The 22,526-nt window shown below is 52.1% G+C and carries 18 protein-coding genes; 13 read left to right on the top strand and 5 right to left on the bottom strand.

Annotated features, from left to right (window positions below; genetic code table 11):
• Positions 1-28: 28 nt before the first annotated feature.
• Positions 29-1,756: a proline--tRNA ligase gene (locus ABEW73_RS16215; protein WP_430169748.1), complete on the top strand. Its 1,728-nt coding sequence runs from the start codon at positions 29-31 to the stop codon at positions 1,754-1,756.
• A gap of 179 nt (positions 1,757-1,935) precedes the next feature.
• Here ABEW73_RS16215 and ABEW73_RS16220 read toward each other — a convergent pair whose 3' ends face one another.
• From ABEW73_RS16220 to ABEW73_RS16230, 3 genes are all read right to left on the bottom strand, one after another.
• Complete coding sequence (locus ABEW73_RS16220; RefSeq protein ID WP_430169746.1) at positions 1,936-2,829, bottom strand: carbohydrate ABC transporter permease; 894 nt, start codon at positions 2,827-2,829, stop codon at positions 1,936-1,938.
• 23 nt (positions 2,830-2,852) lie between these two features.
• A complete protein-coding gene (locus tag ABEW73_RS16225; RefSeq protein WP_430169744.1) occupies positions 2,853-3,737 on the bottom strand; it encodes a carbohydrate ABC transporter permease in 885 nt (294 codons plus the stop codon).
• 257 nt (positions 3,738-3,994) lie between these two features.
• Complete coding sequence (locus ABEW73_RS16230) at positions 3,995-5,350, bottom strand: ABC transporter substrate-binding protein (protein WP_430169742.1); 1,356 nt, start codon at positions 5,348-5,350, stop codon at positions 3,995-3,997.
• Between the two features lie 207 nt (positions 5,351-5,557).
• On the opposite strand from ABEW73_RS16230, the gene ABEW73_RS16235 reads away from it, so the two are divergent.
• The 7 genes from ABEW73_RS16235 to ABEW73_RS16265 all read left to right on the top strand — a co-directional run bounded on the left by ABEW73_RS16235 (position 5,558) and on the right by ABEW73_RS16265 (position 15,925).
• Positions 5,558-7,387, top strand: a complete 1,830-nt coding sequence (locus ABEW73_RS16235; protein ID WP_430169740.1) for a cache domain-containing sensor histidine kinase — start codon at positions 5,558-5,560, stop codon at positions 7,385-7,387.
• 7 nt (positions 7,388-7,394) lie between these two features.
• Positions 7,395-9,062, top strand: a complete 1,668-nt coding sequence (locus ABEW73_RS16240) for a response regulator (protein ID WP_430169738.1) — start codon at positions 7,395-7,397, stop codon at positions 9,060-9,062.
• A 211-nt stretch (positions 9,063-9,273) separates the two neighbouring features.
• A complete protein-coding gene (locus ABEW73_RS16245; RefSeq protein WP_430169736.1) occupies positions 9,274-9,513 on the top strand; it encodes a hypothetical protein in 240 nt (79 codons plus the stop codon).
• 166 nt (positions 9,514-9,679) lie between these two features.
• Complete coding sequence (locus ABEW73_RS16250; RefSeq protein WP_430169734.1) at positions 9,680-10,702, top strand: MBL fold metallo-hydrolase; 1,023 nt, start codon at positions 9,680-9,682, stop codon at positions 10,700-10,702.
• A gap of 437 nt (positions 10,703-11,139) precedes the next feature.
• A complete protein-coding gene (locus tag ABEW73_RS16255; protein WP_430169733.1) occupies positions 11,140-12,324 on the top strand; it encodes a glucose-1-phosphate adenylyltransferase in 1,185 nt (394 codons plus the stop codon).
• A 14-nt stretch (positions 12,325-12,338) separates the two neighbouring features.
• Positions 12,339-13,442: a glucose-1-phosphate adenylyltransferase subunit GlgD gene (glgD, locus tag ABEW73_RS16260; protein ID WP_430169731.1), complete on the top strand. Its 1,104-nt coding sequence runs from the start codon at positions 12,339-12,341 to the stop codon at positions 13,440-13,442.
• Positions 13,443-13,480: 38 nt separating this feature from the next.
• A complete protein-coding gene (locus tag ABEW73_RS16265) occupies positions 13,481-15,925 on the top strand; it encodes a glycogen/starch/alpha-glucan phosphorylase (protein WP_430169729.1) in 2,445 nt (814 codons plus the stop codon).
• Between the two features lie 386 nt (positions 15,926-16,311).
• Here ABEW73_RS16265 and ABEW73_RS16270 read toward each other — a convergent pair whose 3' ends face one another.
• On the bottom strand, positions 16,312-16,875 hold the full coding sequence (locus ABEW73_RS16270; RefSeq protein ID WP_076323093.1) for a phosphatidylglycerophosphatase A family protein: 564 nt from the start codon (positions 16,873-16,875) through the stop codon (positions 16,312-16,314).
• A 167-nt stretch (positions 16,876-17,042) separates the two neighbouring features.
• Between ABEW73_RS16270 and ABEW73_RS16275 the strand changes: the two genes are divergently transcribed.
• From ABEW73_RS16275 to ABEW73_RS16285, 3 genes are all read left to right on the top strand, one after another.
• Entirely contained in the window at positions 17,043-18,101 is a 1,059-nt protein-coding gene (locus tag ABEW73_RS16275; RefSeq protein ID WP_430169727.1) for a GerMN domain-containing protein, read from the top strand.
• A gap of 112 nt (positions 18,102-18,213) precedes the next feature.
• Positions 18,214-18,972 (top strand): ribonuclease PH, encoded by a 759-nt coding sequence (gene rph / locus ABEW73_RS16280; protein ID WP_076323095.1) that lies wholly within the window; start codon positions 18,214-18,216, stop codon positions 18,970-18,972.
• A gap of 4 nt (positions 18,973-18,976) precedes the next feature.
• Complete coding sequence (locus ABEW73_RS16285) at positions 18,977-19,606, top strand: XTP/dITP diphosphatase (protein ID WP_098742516.1); 630 nt, start codon at positions 18,977-18,979, stop codon at positions 19,604-19,606.
• Between the two features lie 79 nt (positions 19,607-19,685).
• Here ABEW73_RS16285 and asnB read toward each other — a convergent pair whose 3' ends face one another.
• On the bottom strand, positions 19,686-21,530 hold the full coding sequence (gene asnB, locus ABEW73_RS16290) for an asparagine synthase (glutamine-hydrolyzing) (RefSeq protein ID WP_430169725.1): 1,845 nt from the start codon (positions 21,528-21,530) through the stop codon (positions 19,686-19,688).
• A 163-nt stretch (positions 21,531-21,693) separates the two neighbouring features.
• On the opposite strand from asnB, the gene ABEW73_RS16295 reads away from it, so the two are divergent.
• Both ABEW73_RS16295 and ABEW73_RS16300 read left to right on the top strand, forming a co-directional pair.
• Complete coding sequence (locus ABEW73_RS16295; protein ID WP_430169723.1) at positions 21,694-22,008, top strand: hypothetical protein; 315 nt, start codon at positions 21,694-21,696, stop codon at positions 22,006-22,008.
• 52 nt (positions 22,009-22,060) lie between these two features.
• Positions 22,061-22,426: a hypothetical protein gene (locus tag ABEW73_RS16300; protein ID WP_430169722.1), complete on the top strand. Its 366-nt coding sequence runs from the start codon at positions 22,061-22,063 to the stop codon at positions 22,424-22,426.
• The last annotated feature ends 100 nt before the right edge of the window (positions 22,427-22,526 follow it).

The raw sequence follows: 22,526 nt of genomic DNA on the forward strand, positions 1-22,526 counted from the left end.
CATGGATATAAGAAGGAGTATGAGGAAGATGCGGCAAAGCCAATTATTGATGACAACGATGCGTGATGTGCCTTCCGAGGCGGAGGCACTAAGCCATCAATGGATGCTCCGTGGCGGCTACATCCGTCAAACGGCGGCAGGAATCTATTCGTATCTGCCGCTGGGCTGGCGGGTCTTGCGGAAGATCGAGGCCATTATTCGGGAGGAAATGGATGCCTCTGGCGGGCAGGAGATGCTCATGCCCGCTGCCCAGCCCGCCGAGCTGTGGAAGGAATCGGGCCGGTACGATGTTTACGGATCGGAACTCATCAGGCTGCATGACCGCCATAACCGGGAGTTCGTGCTTGGGCCAACCCATGAAGAAGTGATTACGTCTATCGTTCGCCAAGAGATTTCTTCCTACCGAAAGCTGCCGGTGAACCTGTACCAAATTCAGAGCAAATACCGGGATGAGCGGCGTCCGCGTTTCGGTATGCTGCGGGGTCGTGAATTCCTGATGAAGGATGCGTATTCCTTCGACCGGGACTGGGAGGGGCTGGATGCGTCCTACCGGAACATGTATGAAACGTATGAACGAATCTTTAGGCGCTGCGGTCTGACGTTCCGGGCGGTGGAAGCTGATGCGGGTGCCATTGGTGGGCAAGGGGAGACCCATGAGTTTATGGCGTTGGCGGATATAGGCGAGGATACCGTTGTTTCGTGCAGCGATTGCAGTTATGCAGCAAATCTGGAGCGTGCGGAGTCTGCGGTTCCGGCTGAGCAGGCTGATAGGAAGTCTGCGGCGGCTGACGGTCATTCTGCCATAGAGCAGATATTGACGCCGAATGTGAAGAGTATTCAGGAATTGACTAAATTCCTCCAAGTCGGCCCGGAGCAATTGATCAAGACACTGATTTACCAAGTGGACGGAGAACAGGTTGCGGTGCTTGTCCGGGGAGACCGTGAAGCCAACGAGGCAAAGGTGAAGTCTTACCTAGAAGCAGAGCTCGCGGAATTAGCGAGTGCCGAAGAGGTGATGCAGGCGACGGGAGCCCCAGTCGGGTTTGCGGGACCGGTAGGCCTAACCCTAAAGGTATTAGTCGATTACGAAGTAGCGGCTATGGCAGAGGGGATCACCGGTGCCAACCAGGGGGATATGCATCTGAAGGGAGTCCGTCCAGGACATGATTTTCCGCTGGACTATACCGGTGATTTCCGGAATGTAATCAAAGGAGAACCTTGCCCGCGCTGCGGAGCGCCGCTCGAATTTCATCGCGGGATTGAGCTTGGACATGTGTTCAAGCTGGGTACGAAATACAGTGACGCCATGAACAGTATGTTCCTGGATTCCGATGGACGGGAGAAACCGCTGATCATGGGCTGCTACGGTATTGGCGTCTCCCGCGTCATGGCCGCCATCGCCGAGCAGTGCATCTCGGATGAGCGATTGGTCTGGCCGATGTCCGTCGCTCCGTTCAAGGTGCACATTCTCCCGGTTGCGGTTAAGGATGAGGCCCAGATGAAACTGGCTGAACATATCTACAGCGAGCTAAACAAAGCTGGCCTGGAGCCGCTGTTGGATGACCGGGACGAACGGGCCGGCGTCAAGTTCAAGGATGCCGACCTTGCCGGCGCTCCGCTGCGTCTGATCGTTGGCCGCGGAGCGGCTTCCGGAGAGGTCGAATGGATGGGCGAGGACGGAATCAAGATCAACCTGCCTGCCGAGGAAGCTATCCAGCGCTCACGCGAGGAGGCAGCCCGGCAGTGGAATGGATGAAATCCGAGAAGCCCGGGGAACTGTTGCCAAACATCTCTGAAATGAACGATTTCTGTGAGGAAACGATACGTTCGAATGAACAACTGTAAATAATGAACACCCCTGTAATAGAAGGAAAGCGAATCCCAAAGGTTCGGCTCTTTCCTATCATTCAGGGGTGTTTTTTAGCATCGGCGAGGCTATCCTTTTACCGCTCCAGCCGTTATGCCCTTGGTCATCTGCTCGGTGAACAGGAGATAAATCAGGATGGTGGGCAGGGCGATGATGGTCATAACAGCAAATTGCGCTCCGTAATTGGAGGAATATTCCCCTGCAAACTTCATGATGGAGAAGGGGATGGTCTTGATGTCCTCGCTGGTGAGGAAGGTGTTGGCCATAATGAATTCATTCCAAGTGCTGATAAAATTGAGCACGCAGATCGTGGCGATCGCCGGCTTAGTGATCGGGAAAATAATTTTGAAGATGACGTCGAATATACCGGCACCGTCTATAACGGCAGATTCCTCGATCGCCCTCGGGATGGTCTCCAGAAACCCGGTCAAAATGAACATGCTGATCGGAATGACGATGGCCGTGTACGGAAGAATCAAGGTGAACAGGTTGTTCAGCATGTCCAGCTTGTGGAATAGGATGAAGTTCGGCAGCAGCGTGGCATGAATCGGAATGATCATGCCGAGCATGACGAATGCCAGGAAGAAACCGCTCAGCTTCCATCGCATGCGCGTAAAGGCATAACCCATCATCAGTGACAGCACGGCAGAAGCCGCAACCGTGATGACGGTGACTAGCAGGCTGTTAAAGAAGAACAGAGGCACGCGGCCATAGGTAAACGCATTTTTGTAATTTTCCCACTGCGGCGGGTCCGGCCACACCAGAAAGTTTTTTCCAAAAAAATCCCCGCTTTTCAGCAAAGAGTAATCCATCAGCCAGATCAAAGGGAAGAGCTGGATTAGGGCAACGATGATCATAAAAGCAAACAGCGCGATTTTAGGCCAGAAGCTTCGCCGGACGAGCCGGCTTGAAGCGGGAACGGCTTGTGGATTGCGGCCTGGCGGCGATATCGGTAATGACAAAGGTAAAACCCTCCTTTTTATGCTTAAAACTCTCCGACGTCTTTTTTCAAAGCTTTATTCAGCACGACCGTTAAAATCAGACAGAATACAATGAACAGCACCGAAATGGCATTTCCGTATCCGTAGAGGGATGAGGAGAACGCGACCTTGTAAATGTAATTGCCCAGAAACTGCGTGCTGTTGGCGGGTCCGCCGTTGGTCATGAGAAACACGGTTTCCATCTGTTTCAGACAGGTGGTGACGGCAATGATGATAGCCACCCGCATCATGGGAGCCAGCAGCGGAATCATGATCCGGGTGTACAGCTGTGTATGGGTGGCGCCGTCGATTTTGGCCGCTTCGCCCAAATCCTTGGGAATCCCCTGAAGACCCGAGTAGTACAGCAGCAGCGCATAGCCGAAGCCTTGCCACATGACAACCACGATAATGCACCAGATGGCGGTGTGGGGATCGCCTAGCCAGTCATGCTTCAGCATGCTCAGTCCGATGCCCTCCAGAAATTTGTTGAGCAGCCCGTAATTGGGATGGAAAATCCCGCTCCACAGTTTGGCGGTCACCACGATGGAGATGACAGCTGGAATGAAAAAGATGGTACGGAATACTTTTTCATATCTCCCGCAATGGGTAAGGAAGATGGCGAGCAGAACGGCGATCGGATGCTGGATCACTAGGGTAGCGGCCGTGAGCAGCAGCGCATTCCGGAGCGAATTCCAAAATACGGGGTCCTCGAACAGAATCTCCTTATAATTACTCAGGCCAACAAAGTTGTATTTGCCGATGCCGCCCCAATCGGTCGAGCCGTAATAAGCGCTCATGATGATGGGGACGCAGATCATGAATACAAACAAGATCAAGCCCGGAGCAATGAGCAGAAAAATGGCTTTTTTGTCGCTAAGTACTTTGTGCATGGTGTTCAACATCTCCGTCCTTCATAAACTGGATGGGGCCAAGCGCCTGCGCTGGTCCCGAAACTCCGACTAAAGCTATCGTATCCGAGCGCTGATGACAGGAACATGCCGAAAATTTACGATGAGCGTATTCATTTTTTCGAGGTTGTTCATTCATGTTAGGGAAACGTGCCGTAAAATCTCGATGATTTCGGCATGTAAAAAGAGCATCCCACGGTCCATGTAGACCCTATCGGGATGCTCCTTGAATTTCCATGTTATTTGGCGTTGGCCTTAGCAGCCGCGGCATCCAGTTCCTTCGCGAATTGCTCCGGTGTGATTTTGCCAGACAGCAGCTGCTGATGGATCTCCATCGATTTTTGCTTGAACTCGTCGCTGGATATGTCCTGAAGCGGCGTGCCAGAGGACGAAGTCATATTGGTGAAAATATCGATCAGCTGCTTTTGCAGCTCCGTTTCTTCACCCGTTAAGTACTGGTCGAATTTTTGCGCCGGCGTGCCTGCGCCCGATTGCCATACTTTTTTCGGCCAGTTGTCCGGCGCGAAGAAGTATTTCATGAACGCAATGGCGGCGTCTGCATGCTTGGTGCTTTTGGAGATGGCGTAACCGCCGCCATACCATGCCGCAATGTCCGTTTGCGCACCCTTCTCGGATGCCGGGAAAGAGATCGCGCCGACGCTCTGGCGGAATTCCTCGGAAAAGTTCTCATCGGTAGCCAGGCTGGCTTCCCAGTTCCCCATGAAGAACATCGCTGCCTGACCTTGTCCAAATAGGTTTCGCGCCGTGCCGTAATCGGCTGTCAACCAGCCGTCCGCAAAGCCCTTGGCATCGGCAAAAGCGAGCATATCCGCTGCGCCTTGAACCAGACCGGGGTCCGTGAAAGAGATTTCACCGTTAAACGCTTTGTCCATCAGCGTAAAGTCGCCGCTTGCACGCTGTGCGTAATAATCGAACATGATCGGCAGCGTCCAGCCTTCCATTCCGTTAATCGCAACAGGATTAATATTCTTGGCGCGCAGCTGTTTCACGACATCCAGTAGTTCCGCCACCGTCGCCGGCACCTTCAAGCCGTTATCGTCAAAAATCTTCTTGTTGTAATATAGGACGGCATAGTCCGTATTCCGGGGAATTCCGTACATTTTTCCGTCCTTGCTGAAGCCGTCAACCGAGCCCGCCACGAAATTGCTGCCGCTAAAGTCATCCGGATTCAATTCGAGCAGCATGTCGTTGTCCAGCAGCGGGGAGAGGAAAGAAGGCTGTCCCCATGCCTGAATGATGTCCGGCAGCTGGTTGGTGGACGCATACACTTTGATTTTTGCTTTGTAAGGCTCATCCTGCAGAGCTTCAACCTCGATTTTGACATTCGGGTTCTCCTGCATGTAGGCATCGATGATTTCCTGCTCTATTTTACCTGGGCCGTTCGCGCGGTCGGCATAAGCCGTGAACATCTTCAATGTTACCGCTTCTTCCGTTTTCGTGCCTGGATCTGTCCCGGATTCATCCGGCTTCGGGTTCGATCCGCCGTCCGTTGCGGTTGTTCCGCCGGAACCACCGCAGCCTGCCAGAATGACGGCCATGATCACCGTCAGCAGCCATAATCTCATAGGTTTCATTTGGTTAACCCACCTTTATTGATATTTTTCAGTTTGCAAGATTCATCATACCGGGTCAGGGAAGCGGGCAACATGCCGGAAATTTCAGATGGATGTATGCATTTTTCAGGTGTTGGGACGGAGCCGATCTTTTTGCAGAAAGAATCCGCTATAATAACAGTAATTTCAAACCTTCACATCTTCTTCTGAAAACAGGTGAATGCATTCATGAATGGAGCACCACGATATAAGCGGTGGTACACCGGCATGCCGATTCGATTCAAGCTTCTGTTCTGGTTTGTTCCGCTGCTGATGGCAACCATTGTTGCCATGGGGTGGATCGCCTATGAAATATCGTCCAATGAAGTGATGGACAAGATGAAGCAGACCCAGAATCAACTCACGCAAAAAACGGCCGATCAGATTGACAGCATTGCCAAAGAAATGCTGTTTTTCTCCAACAACCTCTTTCTGGACGATGAAATCCAGAGATTGCTGGAATCGGGGTATCAGCCTGCGGAAAGGCAAAAGGCTTTCAAAACCGTCTCGAATATGATGGTTGCCAGCGATTCCATCCAATCGATGATATTATACACACTCAAGCCGGGCTACGAGCATTTGGAACCGTTCGCAGCGAATCAGGCGGGTATCACGAGCGCGATGACCTTATCCCGCTTCATGGAGGGTCCTTACTTCGATGCCGCGCTCAAGGCCAAGGGCAGTCCCATCTATGGTCTAGTCAAGCCGTCGGACGGCATTTTTGTCGGGGATCATTACCATAAAATCGTGCTGTCGCGCGTCATCGGCAATATCTACGACTTGAAGCCGGCAGGCTTGATCATGATCGGCGTGGATGCGGCCCGGATCGGCCGATTGTATCTGGGCCAGCCTTCGCTCGCGACCGAGATGTTTGTCATTAGCGAAGACGGGCTCATCATCACGGCCACGGACCAGCACTGGATCGGAAAATATGATACGGAGCTTCCCTATAATGGAGCGAATGGTGCCCATGCCGGATTCTCAACGGAAGAGAGGCTTGGGCTCTGGAAGGAATCACCGGATTGGATAATAACCCAGACGGTTTCGCCTAGCACGGGCTGGCATGTTGTCGTGGTCAATACTAGGGAGAAGCTGGTGAGAGAGCTGGGACGGATCGGACAATTGACGGTGGCTGTAGCCGTTGTATGCTTCATCATCAGCCTTGTCGTCACCTGGCTGCTCTCCAACATGATTACGAAGCCGCTCATGAAGCTTTCCCGCTCCATGCGCAAGCTCCAGACGGGCGACTTCACGCAGCGGGTGCATTTTACCGGAGAGGATGAGATCGGAGAGCTCGGGAGCGGCTATAATGCGATGGTCAAGCGCATCAAGGTGCTGATCGATGATGTGTATGCTACGCAGCTGAAGCAGAAGAAAGCGGAGTTGAAAACATTGCAGGCGCAGATATCCCCTCATTTTCTGTACAACACATTGAATACGATCAGTTGGACGGCAGAGAAGAAGGGGGAGAAGGATATAGCGGACATGGTGTACTCCTTGTCGCAGGTATTCCGGCTCAGCCTGAATGACGGCAAGGACTTTTTTACGATTCACCAGGAGATGGAGCTGGTACGGAACTATTTGTTTTTGCAGAAAAGCCGCTTCATGGACCGGTTTGATTTCTCGATTGAGATTGAAGCGGAGGTAGCTTCCTTTATGATCCCCAAGCTGATCCTGCAGCCTCTGGCTGAGAATGCCATCATCCACGGAATCGAGCCGATGAACGGGAGCGGCTTCATCACCCTGCGGGCATACGGGCTGGAGGATTCCGTCGTGCTGGAGGTGCTGGATAACGGGATCGGGATACCTGAGGCGAAGCTGCACAAGCTGACCTCTGGCTTGCAGCGGGTAGAGAATCGAAGCCTTGAGGCCAGGGAGGACGAGTTGCGGACCGGTTTTGCGCTGCTGAATATTCAAGAGCGCCTGCGATTGTTTCAAACCGGGGCTTATCTTGAACTGGACAGCAAGGAAGGCAAAGGCACCCGGGCTGTCATCCATCTAGAGAGGAAAGGGGATTAACCTGAATATGAAACTGCTTATAGCGGAAGATGAAATATCGGTGAGAGAAGGAATGGTCCAGTTAATTGATTGGGAATCCCACGGGATCGTCATATGCGGCGAAGCGGGAAGCGGCAGCGAGGCCTTGTCGATCATGGAAAGCTGCCGTCCGGATATTTTGCTGACGGATATTAGGATGCCCCATATGGATGGATTGGAGCTGATTGAAGTTGCCAAGGCCCGCGGGATGACGTTCCAGCCCATCATTCTTAGCGGTTATAACGAGTTCAATTATGCGAAGCAAGCGATCCGGCTTGGAGCGGCGGATTTCATCCTGAAGCCTTGCCGGCCGGAGGAGATTCTCAGGACCGTGCTGGAAGCCAAGAAGGCAGCGGAGTTTCAGGAGGCTCGCGAATCCAGGCTGAAGGAGATTGACCTGTCCTGGAACCGCAACATTCCATTAATGAAGAGCCATGTTCTATCACAATGGACGCGATATCCGGCCGTCCCGCTTGAAGACAGGCGGCGTCTCATGTTGGAGCTGCAGATGGATATTCGGAATATCGGCGTACAAGTTGGGTTGATTCGTGTGGATACGTCTCAAATTCCGCTGGATGAACGGGATGTAGTACTCCTGCGTTATGCCGCTGTCAACATTGTGAAGGAAACGCTGGACAGCGTCTACGGCGGCCGCATCGAAGCGTTCCAGGAAGGGGACGACCTGTTGTGGGTAGCCAGTATGGCCGAGAAGGGCGGGCGAGGCGGAGCTAAACTGACGTCCGGCTCGGCGCCATCACAAGAAAGACTTGAGCCGCATATCCGGGCATTGCAGGGGAATCTGGAGAAGTATTTGAAGATGACGGTCAGCATTGCCCTCGGGTCTTGGAAGGGATCCATCAATCAGGCCCATGACTCGTATCAGGAAGCGGTTCAAGCGATGGAGTCCCGTTTCTTCCAAGGCAGAGGAGGCGTGTTCTTTTACTCTGACAAGCTGCGCAGAGAAAGTACCGGACAAGAGAGCGGACCAGCGTCTTCATCCATATTGGATAACGAGCGATTCGAGGCATGCGAACGGGAGATGCTGGATGATTTGCGGCATGGAAGCTTTGAGCAGGCTCTGGATCATCTAGATGTGTGGCTCGATATGTTCAAGACGCAGTCCGGTTACAGCAAGCAGGAGGTGAACCTGCGGGCGACAACGTTTATGATCAGCCTGCAGAGAATCGCCAAGGAGCATCGGATCGGGGCGTTTGAATGGAAGAACCGGCTGGTGAATTCCATGGAGCAGCTTCCGCAAGTGGAGACATTGGAGGAACTGGCAACCATCGTGAAAAAAATCATGCAGCATCTCGTGGAAGCCTGTTCTTCCAACCGAACCTTGCACCGTACGGTGCAGTCCGTGCTGAAGCTGATCAAGGAGAAATACAATACCAACCTGACGTTGGAGGCGGTCGCCCGCGAGGCCTACATTTCCAACACGTATTTAAGCTCCTTGTTCAAGCAGGAGCTCGGCGTCAATTTCCTTGATTATTTACATCAGTACCGAATCGAGAAGTCCAAGAATCTGCTTCAGCAGGATCTCAAAATCTACGCCGTCGCCCGTCTGGTCGGCTATCAGGAGGAGCGGCATTTCAGCTCCACGTTCAAGAAATGGACCGGCGTTACCCCTTCGCAGTATAAGTCGAGCATCCATTGAGTTGCGGAAGGAAGAAAGCATTGTATGGGTCGACTTGTTTACACCCTGCAGGTTTTTAGGAATGAACGCGCAGCATTTTCCTGGGAAGGGCTTTGTGATATGGAACGGAACGTAGGAACTGTGCAAGTCCCTTTAAGGGACTTAGGAAGGAAATTCCTGGATATACAGCCTTTAGGGGCGCCTTCCATTTTGGGGAAACGAGAGTTGTTTAATGAAAGATAGGCGTGTGAGGAGCCAATTCAAAGGTTTTCAACTAATCGTGGACAAGCACGAAGCAGCGGAGCGGACGAATCGATTCCGGAAAAGCGGCAGCGGTCGCCTTTGCCATCGGATTTTTACAATGGATAAATACAGTAAGGAAAATCCGAGGGCAACAGCGATTGAAGGAACGATACGTACGCGCAGCGTCGAGGCGAACAAAGTGTACTCCCACTTTTGGATACTTATTTGAATACTTCAACACTCATAAAATCGAGCATCTACTCTCTTATAAAACTTTAACACTCCGGCAAATCTAGGAAACAAACCATCCCAGCCTGCTATACTTATCCCGATTACAAGCTTATGATGAAAGAGTCGGATTTGAAGTCATAATGCGGATGGAGGTTGCATCTACAATGAATCAGGAAGAGAAGGGACCAAGCCCGGACATTCATTATATAGAAGAACATCAGCTCAGTCAGGTGAAGATTACATTGTCCAATCCCTTAAGATGGGTGAACAGCTATGTGCTGCGCGGAGATGACGGTATGACCGTCATCGATCCGGGGCCGCGTACGGCTGCCTCGGAGCGGGAATGGCTGGCGGCGATGGAGCAGCTCGGGTTCGGTTTCAGCGACATCGCCTCGATCGTGCTGACTCATCATCACCCGGACCACTATGGGCTTGCCGGGTGGTTTCAGGAGCGGTCGGGCGCCAAGGTGTGGATGTCAGAGCGGGCGTATCGGGAAGCGATGCTCATGTGGGGAACGGATTCCACGATGGATCACGAGCTCCCGGCGTTCTTCCGGCAGCATGGCATGCCGGAAACCAAGCTTGCCCTGCTGCCGGAGCATCTGAATGGCTTCTTCCCCCAAGTCACGCCGCAGCCGGATGTATCGTTTATCGGGGAGGACCTGCCGTTCCGGATGGGCAACCGGATTTGGGTACCGGTGCAAACGGCCGGCCATGCTCCGGGACATCTGTCGTTCTTCCATGCGGAGAGCGGCGTTCTGTTATGCGGCGATGCCGTGCTGCCGCAAATCTCGCCCAACGTGAGCCTGCTGCCCGGCAGCGACGCTGAGCCGCTGGCGCTTTTCCTCGCAGGGCTGCGCCGCCTGCGCGAACTGCATGTCCGGACGGCGTATCCCGGACACCGCTACCCGTTCACGCATTTCCGTGAACGGATCGATGCGCTCCTCCTCCATCACGAGGAGCGCCTGGCCACCATCGCCGGCATGCTGAGCGCTGCCGGTCGGCTAACCGCCTTCGAGGTCTGCACCGCCCTCTTCGGCGAGAAGCTCGGCATCCACCAGCTGCGCTTCGCCATGTGCGAAGCGCTGGCCCACCTCGCTGAGCTGACCCGCCGCGGGGAAGCCAAGATGATCGAAAACGAGGATCGAATGTGCTATTTTTCTGTACGGAAACAGCCGCATTCCTGATATAATCAAGACATGAATAAAACCGTCTGCTTGTACGTTGACTTCCATCATGCGTAGAAAGGACGGTTTTTTGTTTAATAGATTCAGAGGGTTACAATGTGGAGCATCCGTTATCTGATGCTGACCAGATCGTAACCCGCATAACCGCCGCAATCAGGATGCTTGGCAAGCGTCACCACGGCCCTTTTTCTAGAGAAGAGAAGGCGCCTTCATACCTGAGAAGGGGCGTTCCCCTGATTAGAGTCAGAGTTTCTCTCTACCCCGCATATAGTTGATATATCTTGCTGTTTAAGCAGGGCATTCCCTCAAGCTTTTTTTCTTAATCACTCATCACCATGATCCACTCCACCATATTCGCATCGAAGCGTTCCCTTGGTTCTGCAATTTTCATGTTATAGGATTCGTATCTTATAAAGCCCCTTAAAGGAGAATCTGTCATGAAGAAAAAAGATGTGGTCGCCATGCTGCTCGCAGGAGGTCAAGGCAAACGGCTGAAAGGTCTGACGAAGACGCTGGCCAAGCCGGCTGTTTATTTTGGGGGTACATACCGGATCATTGATTTTCCGCTGAGCAACTGCTCCCATTCGGGAATCGACACGGTCGGGGTGTTAACCCAGTACGAACCTCTGGTCCTGCATTCTTACATTGGCGTAGGAAGCGATTGGGATATGGACCGGTTGAATGGGGGCGTATTCGTGCTCCCTCCCCATGAACGCGAGGACGGGACGACCTGGTACCGCGGGACAGCGGATGCGATTTATCGGAATCTCAAGTTTATTGATCAGTACGATCCCGAGCACGTTTTGATTTTGTCAGGAGATCACATCTATAAGATGGATTACGACCAGATGCTGACTTATCACAAGGAGAAGGATGCCGATTGCACCATCTCCGTCATTGAGGTGAGCCTGGATGAAGCGAAGCGGTTCGGCATGGTGAATACGGATGAGAACTACCGGATTTTCGAGTTCGAGGAGAAGCCTGCGCACCCGAGGAGTACGACGGCATCCATGGGCGTTTATCTGTTTCGCTGGAAGCTGCTGCGATCCTATTTAATGCGGCATGCGGAGCTTCCGGATACAAGCCATGATTTTGGCAAAGACATTCTGCCGAGCATGCTGGAGGACGGAAGAACGTTGTACGCTTATCCGTTCGAAGGGTACTGGAAGGACGTCGGCACCATCGAGAGTCTATGGGAAGCTAACATGGATCTGCTGAGCAAGCACCCCAAGCTGGACTTGAACGATCCGTTGTGGCGCATTTACACCCGGAACCCCAATCAGCCCGCAGAGTATATTTCTCCAACCGGCGTCGTCCGGAACAGCATGATTAACGAGGGCTGCACCGTGTGCGGCGAGGTAGAGCATTCGGTCCTCTTTTATGGGGTGGAGGTAGGGGAAGGCAGCGTCATTACCGATTCCGTCATCATGCCCAAGGTGCGCATCGGCAGTCAAGTACGCATACACCGGGCGATTGTGACCGAGGACATGGTTATTCAAGATCATGCCGTTATCGGCCCGCCTGAGGAAGATCCATCCCGGATTGTGCTTGTAAGCTATCAAGATGAAGACGTCCTGAAGCAGCTTCAATCGTCGTCTTCGTCCCATAATAATCAAGGTTAGGACGGGATTCGCAGATGAGAGAACTCATGGGTATCATTAATTTGGAGCATGAACGGGATGTGCTGAGTGAATTGACGTATTACCGGTGCGGGGCTGCTGTGCCATTCGCGGGAAGGTATCGCCTGATCGACTTTGTAATGTCCAATATGATGCATGCGGGCATTGAGGATATTGCGCTGTTCGTTCGCAGGAAATACCGATCCCTGATGGATCATCTGGGTGAAGGCAGGCCATGGGATATGCACCGCAAGCGGGGCGGCCTATTCATACTTCCGCCGGATTGGAATGATGAAGCGGATGTGTCCGCCGGTGAGCTGCGGCATATTTATAACAATCTCGATTTTTTTGAGCGGGGAGCTGCAAAGCATATCGTGCACTCCGGCAGCCAGCATATCAGCACGGTCGATTTGAACGAGGTGTACGAATACCATCTGGAGCAGGGCGCCGACGTGACACTTGTTTATACAAGGGTAAATGCGCCGAGGGAAGAGCATCGTTCCTGCACCCGGCTCGATGTCGATGGGGACGGCATGGTCACGGATATTCATTACGATCATAAGCAAGATGCGGTTTACATGGAGATGTTCGTGATGGAGAAAGCGTTGTTTCTGGAGATGGTCGATCATTGCATCGCCCATGGGGGCAATCACTTCTTCCGGGATTCGATTATGCGTAACCGGCACAAGCTGATCATTGCCGGATACGAATACGTTGGGTATCATGCGGTGATCAACTCGCTTGAAAGCTATTACCGTACCAGCATGAATCTACTGAATCCGAAGGCATACAACAGCTTGTTCCGCAAGCAGGCGGTCCACACCAAGATCAAGTATGAGGTTCCCGCCAAATATTTGAATTCTGCCGATGTAAGCAACGCGCTGGTCGCCAACGGTTGCCAAATCGACGGGGAAGTAAAGAACAGTATTCTGTTTCGCGGAGTACAGGTAAAACGAGGCGCAAGCATCCATAACTCCATCATCATGCAAAAATGCATCATTGGCGAGAACGTGAGGCTGGAGAACGTCATACTCGATAAAGATGTGATGATCTCGAGGGATCATAAGCTCCAAGGCGATTTTCGCAAACCTTTTGTCATAGCCAAGGACATCTCGATTTAATCGCAAAATAATACGAATCCGTCAGGAGGAACTTTCTTTTGTTTAACAACAAGGAAACATTCAAGCAGGTCTTTACGGAGCAGTTGGTGAGTCGGTTGGGGAAGGGACTTGAGGAAGCGACGGCTGAGGATGTATACAAAATACTCGGTGGCATGATCCGAGAGTATGTCGGACGGGAATGGGCGGCAGCCAATCGGATATACCGGGATACCGGTCAGAGGCAGGTGTATTATTTCTCGCTTGAATTTTTGATCGGGCGACTGCTGGGAAACAATCTACTAAACCTGGGTGTACTGGATATGGTCCGCAGCGGCCTCCAGGACCTGGGATGGAATTTGGAAGAGATTGAGGAGCAGGAACCGGACGCGGGGCTCGGCAACGGGGGGCTTGGACGCCTTGCGGCATGTTTTCTCGATTCATTGGCATCGCTTAGCTATGCAGGTCATGGATGCGGCATCCGTTATAAGTACGGATTGTTTGAACAGAAGATTATTGACGGCCATCAAGTCGAGCTGCCGGACAACTGGCTCCAGCGGGGTAACGTCTGGGAAGAGCGGCGGGCTGACAAGGCGGTGGAAGTCCATTTCTGGGGTCGCGTGGAAGTGGATGTGCAGGAGGGGCGAACCGTATTTCACACGGTGGATTATGAGCGTGTTCAGGCTGTACCATACGATGTGCCGGTGATCGGGTATGGCGAGTGGCAGGTGAACACGCTGCGGCTGTGGAGCGCCGAGTCCGCTTCGGATATATCTAGAATCCGTTCGGCCCATCAGCACAACAGCTATTATAAATTTTTGGAATATAACCGTTCGGTCGAATCGATATCGGAATTTTTGTACCCGGATGATTCGGCATACGAAGGCAAGCTACTTCGGCTGAAGCAGCAGTACTTCCTCTGTTCCGCAGGCGTTCAAAGCATTCTCAGAACGTTCGACAAGCTGGGACGGACCTATCATGAGCTTCCCGAGCACGTTGCCATTCATATCAATGATACCCACCCGACGCTGGTGATTCCGGAGCTGATGCGGATTCTGATCGATGACAAGGGCTTCGGCTGGGATGAGGCCTGGGACATCGTGAGCCGAACCGTATCCTACACGAACCACACCCTGCTTAGCGAAGCGTTGGAGAAATGGCCTGTCGGCATGGTTCGTGAGCTGCTGCCGCGCATTTACATGATGATTGAAGAGATCAATAAACGCTTCTGCGGCATGCTGCTGGAACGCTATCCAGGGGACCATGAGCGCATATCGCAGCTCGCCATCATCGAAAGCGACCAGATCCGCATGGCCAATCTGGCGATTGTGGGTAGCTATCATGTGAACGGCGTAGCTGCGCTGCACACGGAACTGCTGAAGACACAGGTCATGAAGCCGCATTATGAGCTGTATCCGGAGCGATTCAGTAATAAAACCAACGGGATTACCCACCGGCGCTGGCTGATGCACAGCAACCCCGGCCTGAGTCAATGGATCTGCGATGGTATCGGCACTTCATGGATCACGGATCCTCATCAATTGATCGAGCTCAAGTCACTCAAGACCGACACCGCCTTTCAGCAGGGGATTCAGCGGATCAAACGGAGCAATAAAGAACGGCTTGCCGAATACATTGCGAATAAGCAAGGGATCGTGATCAATCCCGATTCCATATTCGATGTCCATGTAAAGCGGCTGCATGGTTATAAGCGGCAATTGCTGAATATTTTACGCGTCATGCACGTATATAACGAGATTAAGGATCAACCAAGCGCGGATCGTGTTCCCCGCACCGTCATTTTTGGGGCGAAGGCAGCACCGGGTTACTATCTGGCCAAAAGCATCATCAAACTCATTAATGTCGTTGCCGAAGTCGTGAATAAGGATCCGCAGGTCAATAACAAACTCCAGGTGCTGTTTCTGGAAAATTATTCGGTGTCTCTGGCGGAGAAGATTATTCCCGCAGCCGATGTGAGCGAGCAGATTTCCACGGCTGGCAAGGAGGCATCCGGCACGGGAAACATGAAGTTCATGATGAACGGTGCGTTGACCATCGGCACGCTGGATGGGGCTAACGTGGAGATGTTCGAGCTGCTCGGCAATGAGAATATGTTCCTGTTCGGTTTGAAGCTGGAGGAAGTGCTCGAGTATTACAGGACGGGAGCTTATGTATCCAGGGAACGGTATGAGCAGGACCCGAGAATCGCCCGCGTTCTGAATCAGTTGATATCCTCAGGACCGTTCTGCTATCACGAGTTGGAGTTTGGTCAGATTCTTCAGTCCCTGCTGGATCATAACGATGAGTTTTTTGTATTGGCGGACTTTGCCAGTTATGTGGCAACCCAGTCGGATATCGATGATGCTTATTTGAATAGTGGATCCTGGACCGAGAAGTCCATTGTTAATATCGCACACTCGGGACATTTCTCCAGTGATAACACGATTCACCGTTATGCATCCGACATCTGGAAGGTTTCTCCAGTTAAGGTCGGTGTGAATAGATAATCTATCTCTATCGCAAACTCAAAAAAAAAGAACCCCGCCATAGGTTTGGCGGGGTTTCCATAGGTGCTCTATTGGAATGTTCTTCATGATAGCATATGATGGATGCTTGCAAAAATGACTAGATAGATTTACCGATTTACGTGAATGGACAGCCCGTTTTTTCATAGGTGAGAGGAGCCTTCTTATTGGTTAGCAGAGCCTGCTTATTTATAGAAGAAACTCATCGTTCTGGTCCGAAATGCTAAAATGCTTTCTACTGCAATCGTCTATCATTTTTGGAAATCACCCAGTTCGGATTGGAATGGGTTCGGTGAGTTCCTTCCTTCTGATAGGCAGGAAAAAAGGAGATTCGCATACTGTGCGAATCTCCTTTTTTGGAGAGTGGTTTATTCTTTGGGAAGCTCTTCGGTCGTTCCGAACAGTTCGATCTCCCGCTCCGCTTGCTTGCGATGGGCGATCCGGCTGCTGGCGGCCGCGGCAACCGCGCCGACGATATCGTCGAGGAAGGTATGTACACGGCCGCTTGATTTATCATTCAATTGCTCGAGAATGCCGGGTTTGAGCTTGTCAATATACCCGTAGTTCGTGAAGCCGATGCTTCCATATACGTTAACGATGGAAAATGCCAGGATTTCATCCACGCCGTATAACCCTTCGTCATTGGCCAGCATTTCTTGAAGCGGGGATATGAGATTGCCTTCCTCCGCCAAAATATCTAATTGAATTCCGGTTAACACCGCGTTTTGGACTTCGCGTTTGCTAAGTACGGCATCCACATTCTCCATGCATTCTTCCATGGTCAAATTCGGGTAGTATTTTTTCTGAAGGATCATCACCAGTTCAGCGATTTCCTCCAACTTGATTCCACGCTTATGCAGCAGGCTCCGTGTCGCTTCCGCTACCTTCTTGCTGTTCAGACTGTATGGAATGTTTGAATCGTTTTCTGCCATGATGGAACTCACCTCATTTTCGTGGTTGATGAAGATGCTTACGACGATTGTACTTTTTCCACCCCCCCTTTGTCCAGAAAGGACAAAACTGCGAGTTATTTTTTTGGAAAGGGCTCGTATACATAGGAGTACAACCTGTACAAAAAAATGTTAGGGAGGAACAATACATGAAACGTAGTAATCGTAATCTTCGCAGGCTTTCCGCCGCCGGGCTGCTTGCTGTTCCGATCGTGTTGTCCGGCTGCGGCGTGTTTTCCGGGAAGCAATCGGAGGGGATTGACCCGCCGCCTGCGCAAGTGGAGAAGCAGATGCTGAACACGGCCGGATCCACAGCGGCACAAGGAGACATTGGCATGCAGACAACGGTTTATCTTTCGGATGCGCGGGGAATGCTGGCACCTGTAACCCTGGGTATTCCGAAGGTAGAAGGCGCAAGCGCCGTGAAAGAATCTCTTGAAGTGCTTGTGAACGGAGGCCGCTATGCTGGCTATGTTCCGCAGGGCTTCCAGGCGGTATTGCCTGCCGGTACGCAGATCCATAATGTAACGGTCGATCCGGAGAGCAAATTGGCCGTTGTTGAATTCAATAAATCATTTACAGAGTATCAAGCGGCAGATGAACGAAGAATCTTGGAGGCGTTGACGTGGACGCTGACGGGACACGAAGGCATCGAGTCGATGCAGGTATGGGTGGACGGAGTCAAACTGACGGAAATGCCAGTCAACCACACGCCGCTGGACCGTCCACTTTCTCGTGCGATGGGAATTAACCTTCAAAAGGCGGATGACGCATTGTACACTTCCTCTTCGCCGGTTACCGTCTATTTCTCTTCCGTGACGCCTGAGGGCATTCAGTATTATGTACCTGTTACAAGACTTGTTCCGACAGGACAGGATGCCGTTAAGGCTGCCTTGAACGAACTGATCCGGGGACCGCATTACGGTGATGGGCTTGTCGAGGTCATTCCGGACGATACCACCGTTGCATCGGTCGAAAAAGGTGAGGACGGCGCTGTTACCGTATCGCTTCAGGACAGCATGTTTGAGCAGGGAGAGCAGGTTCCAACCGAATTGCTGCAGGCCGTCGTGCTAACCGTAGCCGAGAATTCGGATGATGCGAAGGTGAAAATTCGGATGAACGATCTCTCTGAGGTGGTTGGAACGGATAGCCGCAATTATAGCGAACCTGTCGGCCGTCCGGAGTTCATTAACGAAATTTCGATTTGACGCTTCACCGCTATCTTTGAAATATGCGCCGGAAAAGGTGCTTTTGTGCCTGCACTTTGGTAGAATAGGGAATGCTAATCAGGATTGCGATAAGAAGTAGGAGGCAGAAAACATGAGATCTAACGGACGTAAGAGCGATGAGCTTCGACCGATGAATTTATCGACCCATGTGAATAAATATGCGGAAGGCTCCGTGTACATCGAGATGGGAGACACCAAGGTGCTGATTACGGCGACCGTGGATGAGAAGGTTCCCCCGTTTCTGAAAGGACAAGGAAAGGGCTGGGTGACGGCTGAATACTCCATGCTGCCGCGCGCAACACAATCCCGCAACCAACGGGAAGCCAATCGCGGTAAACTCAGTGGCCGGACGATGGAAATTCAGCGGCTGATCGGCAGAGCGCTTAGGTCTGTTGTGAATCTGCATGCTCTTGGCGAGCGGACAATTACGCTGGACTGCGATGTAATCCAGGCGGATGGCGGAACGCGGACCACCTCCATTACAGGAGCATTTGTAGCTTTAGCCATAGCGGTAAATAAAATTGCAGAACAACATAAACTAGCGGTATTTCCGATAACGGACTACCTGGCCTCCATTAGCGTGGGCATTGCTGGCGGACAGGCGCTGCTGGATCTGAACTATGAAGAGGATTCCAAAGCGAAGGTAGATATGAATCTGGTCATGACCGGAAGCGGCAAATTCGTTGAGGTTCAGGGGACTGGCGAAGAGAGCCCGTTTTCTCGTGAGGAGCTGGATCAGATCCTGGAGCTTGGGGAACAGGGAATCCGCGAGCTCATCGAGCGTCAGCAGGAGGCACTTGGCCCCATCGCAGCTAAAATCGGTTCCGTGAATGCGGGTACTGGAGTATAGTCCCATGACATTGACACTTGGAGACACGCTAATTGTAGCTACCCGCAATCAGGGGAAAGTCAAGGAATTTGCGCATGCTTTTGCTGCTTTCGGTACGGAGGTCAAGAGCATGTACGATTACCCTGATCTGCCGGATGTCGTTGAGGATGGAGCAACGTTCGCAGCCAATGCATTTAAAAAAGCCAAGGCGGTAGGCGACGCGCTGGGATTGCCTGTCCTGGCTGATGATTCCGGATTATGCGTGGATGCGCTGAATGGCGCGCCCGGCGTTTATTCCGCCAGGTATGCCGGCGAGCACGGCGCGGACGAGGACAATAACGAGAAGCTGCTTGGGGAGCTGGAACAATTAAGGCTCGGTGAGGATACAGAGCAGCCCTTGCTAAGTCCGGCCCGATTTGTTTGTGTGCTGGTGCTGTATGATCCGGTCTCGGGAGAAAAGCTCGAGGCTGAAGGGAGCGTTGAAGGCTGGATCACGTCGGATCCGTCCGGAAAGGGCGGATTTGGATATGACCCGCTGTTCTACCTGCCAAGCCATGAGAAGACGATGGCCGAGCTTTCCCTGGAAGAGAAGCAGGAGATCAGCCATCGGGGAAAAGCACTGCGTAAGCTTGTAGCGGACCTGCAGGCACGATAACCGAATAAGATGCTATAAAAAGAAACCATACCGGCCTACTGCTGGTATGGTTTCTTTGTTTTTTTAGAACAATGAGGACTTAACGTATGGATACGTTATACTCTTTGAGCCAGAAATGCACCTGGGCCAGGTAGGCGAACAGCTGCGGACCGGACATCAATTGACCGAACCAAGGGAGATTGGAGGAGGCATCCGGCGAAGAAGCCAGCTCCCGGATCCGCGCCGTATCGATGAGCGGCAGCAGCGGTGAAGAAGGATCGTCCAGAATGGACAGCACCTGCGCTTTGACGGCAGTCAGATAGTTCGGATTGTGAGTTTTGGGATAAGGGCTTTTTTTGCGGTACAGGACATCGTCCGGAAGCACACCTTCAAGCGCCTTGCGCAGAATGCCTTTTTCACGGTCGCCTGTCGTTTTGATGCTCCAAGGAATATTCCACACATAGTCGATCAATCGATGATCAGTATAAGGTACGCGGACCTCGAGTCCAACGCCCATGCTCATTCGGTCCTTGCGATCGAGGAGCGTGGGCATGAAACGGGTAATATTGAGATAGGACATGACCCGCATTTTGGCCTGCTGCCCGGTCTCCCCGGCCAGCTTCGGCACTTCGGCTACCGCATCGGTATAGCGGTCTCCAAGGTAATCCAGCGGCTTGATCCAGTCCCGGATCTCGGCAGACAACAGCCCGGCTCTCATATCTGGGGCAACAGACCATGGGAAAGTACCGGAATTCAGCATTTCTTCCCGGTGAAACCAAGGGTAACCGCCGAATATTTCATCAGCGGCTTCACCGGATATGGCGACGGTTGCGCCTTTTTTAATCTCACGGCAGAAGAGGAGCAAGGAGGCGTCAACGTCAGCCATTCCCGGGAGGTCCCGCTTCTGCGTAGAGACATCCAGCGCTTCGACCAGTTCGGGGGTGTCGAATTCGATCCAATGGTGGTTTGTGCTGAGCTCCTCATGCATCCGTTTGATCCATGGCGCATCCGCACCCGGCTGGAAGGAATGGGATTTAAAATGTTTGTTGTTGTCTACATAATCGACGGAGTAGGTGTGCACTTGTCCTTGGCCCGTCCGCTTGTAGTAATCGACGGCCAGCGAGGAAAGCGCGCTGGAATCGAGCCCGCCGGATAATAGCGAGCAGACCGGTACATCGGATACCAGCTGGCGTTCAACGGTGTCGCGCAGCAGATCGTGCAAGAAACTTGCCGTCTGATCCACATCATCTTCATGGGGCTTGCTTTCCAACTTCCAGTAAGTATATTTGCGCAATCCTTCCCGGTTAAAGATCATGGCCATACCCGGACGAAGCTCTGCGATATCCTTGTAGACACCGTGTCCCGGGGTTCGTGCCGGACCGATAATAAATACTTCCGCAAGCCCCTCAGCCCCGACCACAGGCTCCACTTTCGGATGCTGAAGCAATGCTTTCGGTTCCGATCCGAATACGAGCGTTCCGTCAATGTAACTGTAGAACAGGGGTTTTACCCCAACCCGGTCCCGTGCCAGAAATACCTGTTCCCGTACGCTGTCCCAAATGGCGAATGCAAATATTCCATTGAGGCGTTCCAAACAATCGGGGCCCCATTCGATATAGGATACTAACAAAACTTCCGTGTCGCATTTGGTATTGAAACGATGACCACGTCGTACCAATTCGTCTTTAAGCTCCGCAGCGTTATATAATTCCCCGTTATATACAATGGCATAGACTTCCTCTTCCTGATGAATGATCATCGGCTGAGCGCCATTTTCGGGGTCGATCACGCTGAGTCTTCGGTGACCGAATGCGCACGGGTTGGAAATCCAAGTGCCGGATCCGTCAGGTCCGCGGTGAGCCAAACTTTCTGTCATTTTTACCAGCAGCTGCGAATCCTGCGTCAAATCGCCGCTCCATTGTATAAAACCGGTTATTCCGCACATGACGGTTCATCCTCTCTTTGTCTTTGTCATACGCTGTCCCATCTTTTTAATCCTACGTCGCCAAAGTGATACAGATATATGCCGAAGGAAGGCATAAAATGTCTGTCCTTTTACGAAAACTAAGAAAGAGGACGAATATTCAAAGAGAAGGAGAGATGCGTCCATGAATAAGTCGACCTACTATGTTTCCGTACAGAGCCGCTCTGTGTTGACTGAACAGGGAGCGAGCGCTTATGAATGGGAGATCGAAGCAACGCCGGAAGAGGCGGATCAAGTTCGGATTGAGCTGGACATGATGCAGGAGAAGGACGAAGAAGCGATAGGATACATGTTTCCTTGGGCGGATACGCCGCAACAAAGCACCAATGCCCTGTTTCAATCCTCCCTGGACAAGGTGTATCGAACGATTTATCAATTGGGTACGCCGGCCACGCGCCAGCAAATGGAAGAGCTGCGATTGCTCTCCGATTTGACATGAACATAATAAGGATTGTGCAGTCCCTGCACATCTTGATGAAGGAGAATGTATGATGTATGCAATCAGAGATGCAAAAATCCGCCGCATTACGGAAGTGAACGGCGCCCCTTGTGCTGAGGTTGAGGTTTATCCAGCAGTGGAAGGAGAAAGTGCATTGCTGGCTTATCTGACGCCATCTTCCCCGCTGGGAGGCTATGAGCTGGTGAAAATCGTCCGCAGCAATGCCAGCACGGAGGTGGATTGGTTCGACAACAGCATGCATGATGCATTTGTTGACGCCACGGACGAAGCTTTCGAGAACAACGTTCAATCCACCGCGGAGGAAGACCGAGATGCATTCAAGCAGCAGCTGCTTTCTACAGGCCAGCTATATGAGCAGCTGAATCATAGGCTCAGTGAAGGACCCCGATATTTCTAGCGCCTTGATGAATGAAGAGATCTGTCCGGCACCATCGGCAGATCTCTTTTTGTATGCGCAGGTGCCATTTTGGCGATAGTGCCTCATGGCTTTCGCAAAA

Origin of the sequence: Paenibacillus lautus, assembly GCF_050482385.1 — a bacterium.
Taxonomy (GTDB): domain Bacteria; phylum Bacillota; class Bacilli; order Paenibacillales; family Paenibacillaceae; genus Paenibacillus_AQ; species Paenibacillus_AQ lautus_B.

Coding starts and splice junctions, on each gene's coding strand:
- asnB (WP_430169725.1), bottom strand. CDS start 21,530: ATGTGCGGAATAACCGGTTTTATACAATGGAGCGGCGATTTGACGCAG.
- rph (WP_076323095.1), top strand. CDS start 18,214: ATGAGATCTAACGGACGTAAGAGCGATGAGCTTCGACCGATGAATTTA.
- ABEW73_RS16235 (WP_430169740.1), top strand. CDS start 5,558: ATGAATGGAGCACCACGATATAAGCGGTGGTACACCGGCATGCCGATT.
- ABEW73_RS16230 (WP_430169742.1), bottom strand. CDS start 5,350: ATGAAACCTATGAGATTATGGCTGCTGACGGTGATCATGGCCGTCATT.
- ABEW73_RS16250 (WP_430169734.1), top strand. CDS start 9,680: ATGAATCAGGAAGAGAAGGGACCAAGCCCGGACATTCATTATATAGAA.
- ABEW73_RS16215 (WP_430169748.1), top strand. CDS start 29: ATGCGGCAAAGCCAATTATTGATGACAACGATGCGTGATGTGCCTTCC.
- ABEW73_RS16240 (WP_430169738.1), top strand. CDS start 7,395: ATGAAACTGCTTATAGCGGAAGATGAAATATCGGTGAGAGAAGGAATG.
- ABEW73_RS16285 (WP_098742516.1), top strand. CDS start 18,977: ATGACATTGACACTTGGAGACACGCTAATTGTAGCTACCCGCAATCAG.
- ABEW73_RS16245 (WP_430169736.1), top strand. CDS start 9,274: ATGAAAGATAGGCGTGTGAGGAGCCAATTCAAAGGTTTTCAACTAATC.
- ABEW73_RS16255 (WP_430169733.1), top strand. CDS start 11,140: ATGAAGAAAAAAGATGTGGTCGCCATGCTGCTCGCAGGAGGTCAAGGC.
- ABEW73_RS16225 (WP_430169744.1), bottom strand. CDS start 3,737: ATGCACAAAGTACTTAGCGACAAAAAAGCCATTTTTCTGCTCATTGCT.
- ABEW73_RS16295 (WP_430169723.1), top strand. CDS start 21,694: ATGAATAAGTCGACCTACTATGTTTCCGTACAGAGCCGCTCTGTGTTG.
- glgD (WP_430169731.1), top strand. CDS start 12,339: ATGAGAGAACTCATGGGTATCATTAATTTGGAGCATGAACGGGATGTG.
- ABEW73_RS16270 (WP_076323093.1), bottom strand. CDS start 16,875: ATGGCAGAAAACGATTCAAACATTCCATACAGTCTGAACAGCAAGAAG.
- ABEW73_RS16300 (WP_430169722.1), top strand. CDS start 22,061: ATGTATGCAATCAGAGATGCAAAAATCCGCCGCATTACGGAAGTGAAC.
- ABEW73_RS16275 (WP_430169727.1), top strand. CDS start 17,043: ATGAAACGTAGTAATCGTAATCTTCGCAGGCTTTCCGCCGCCGGGCTG.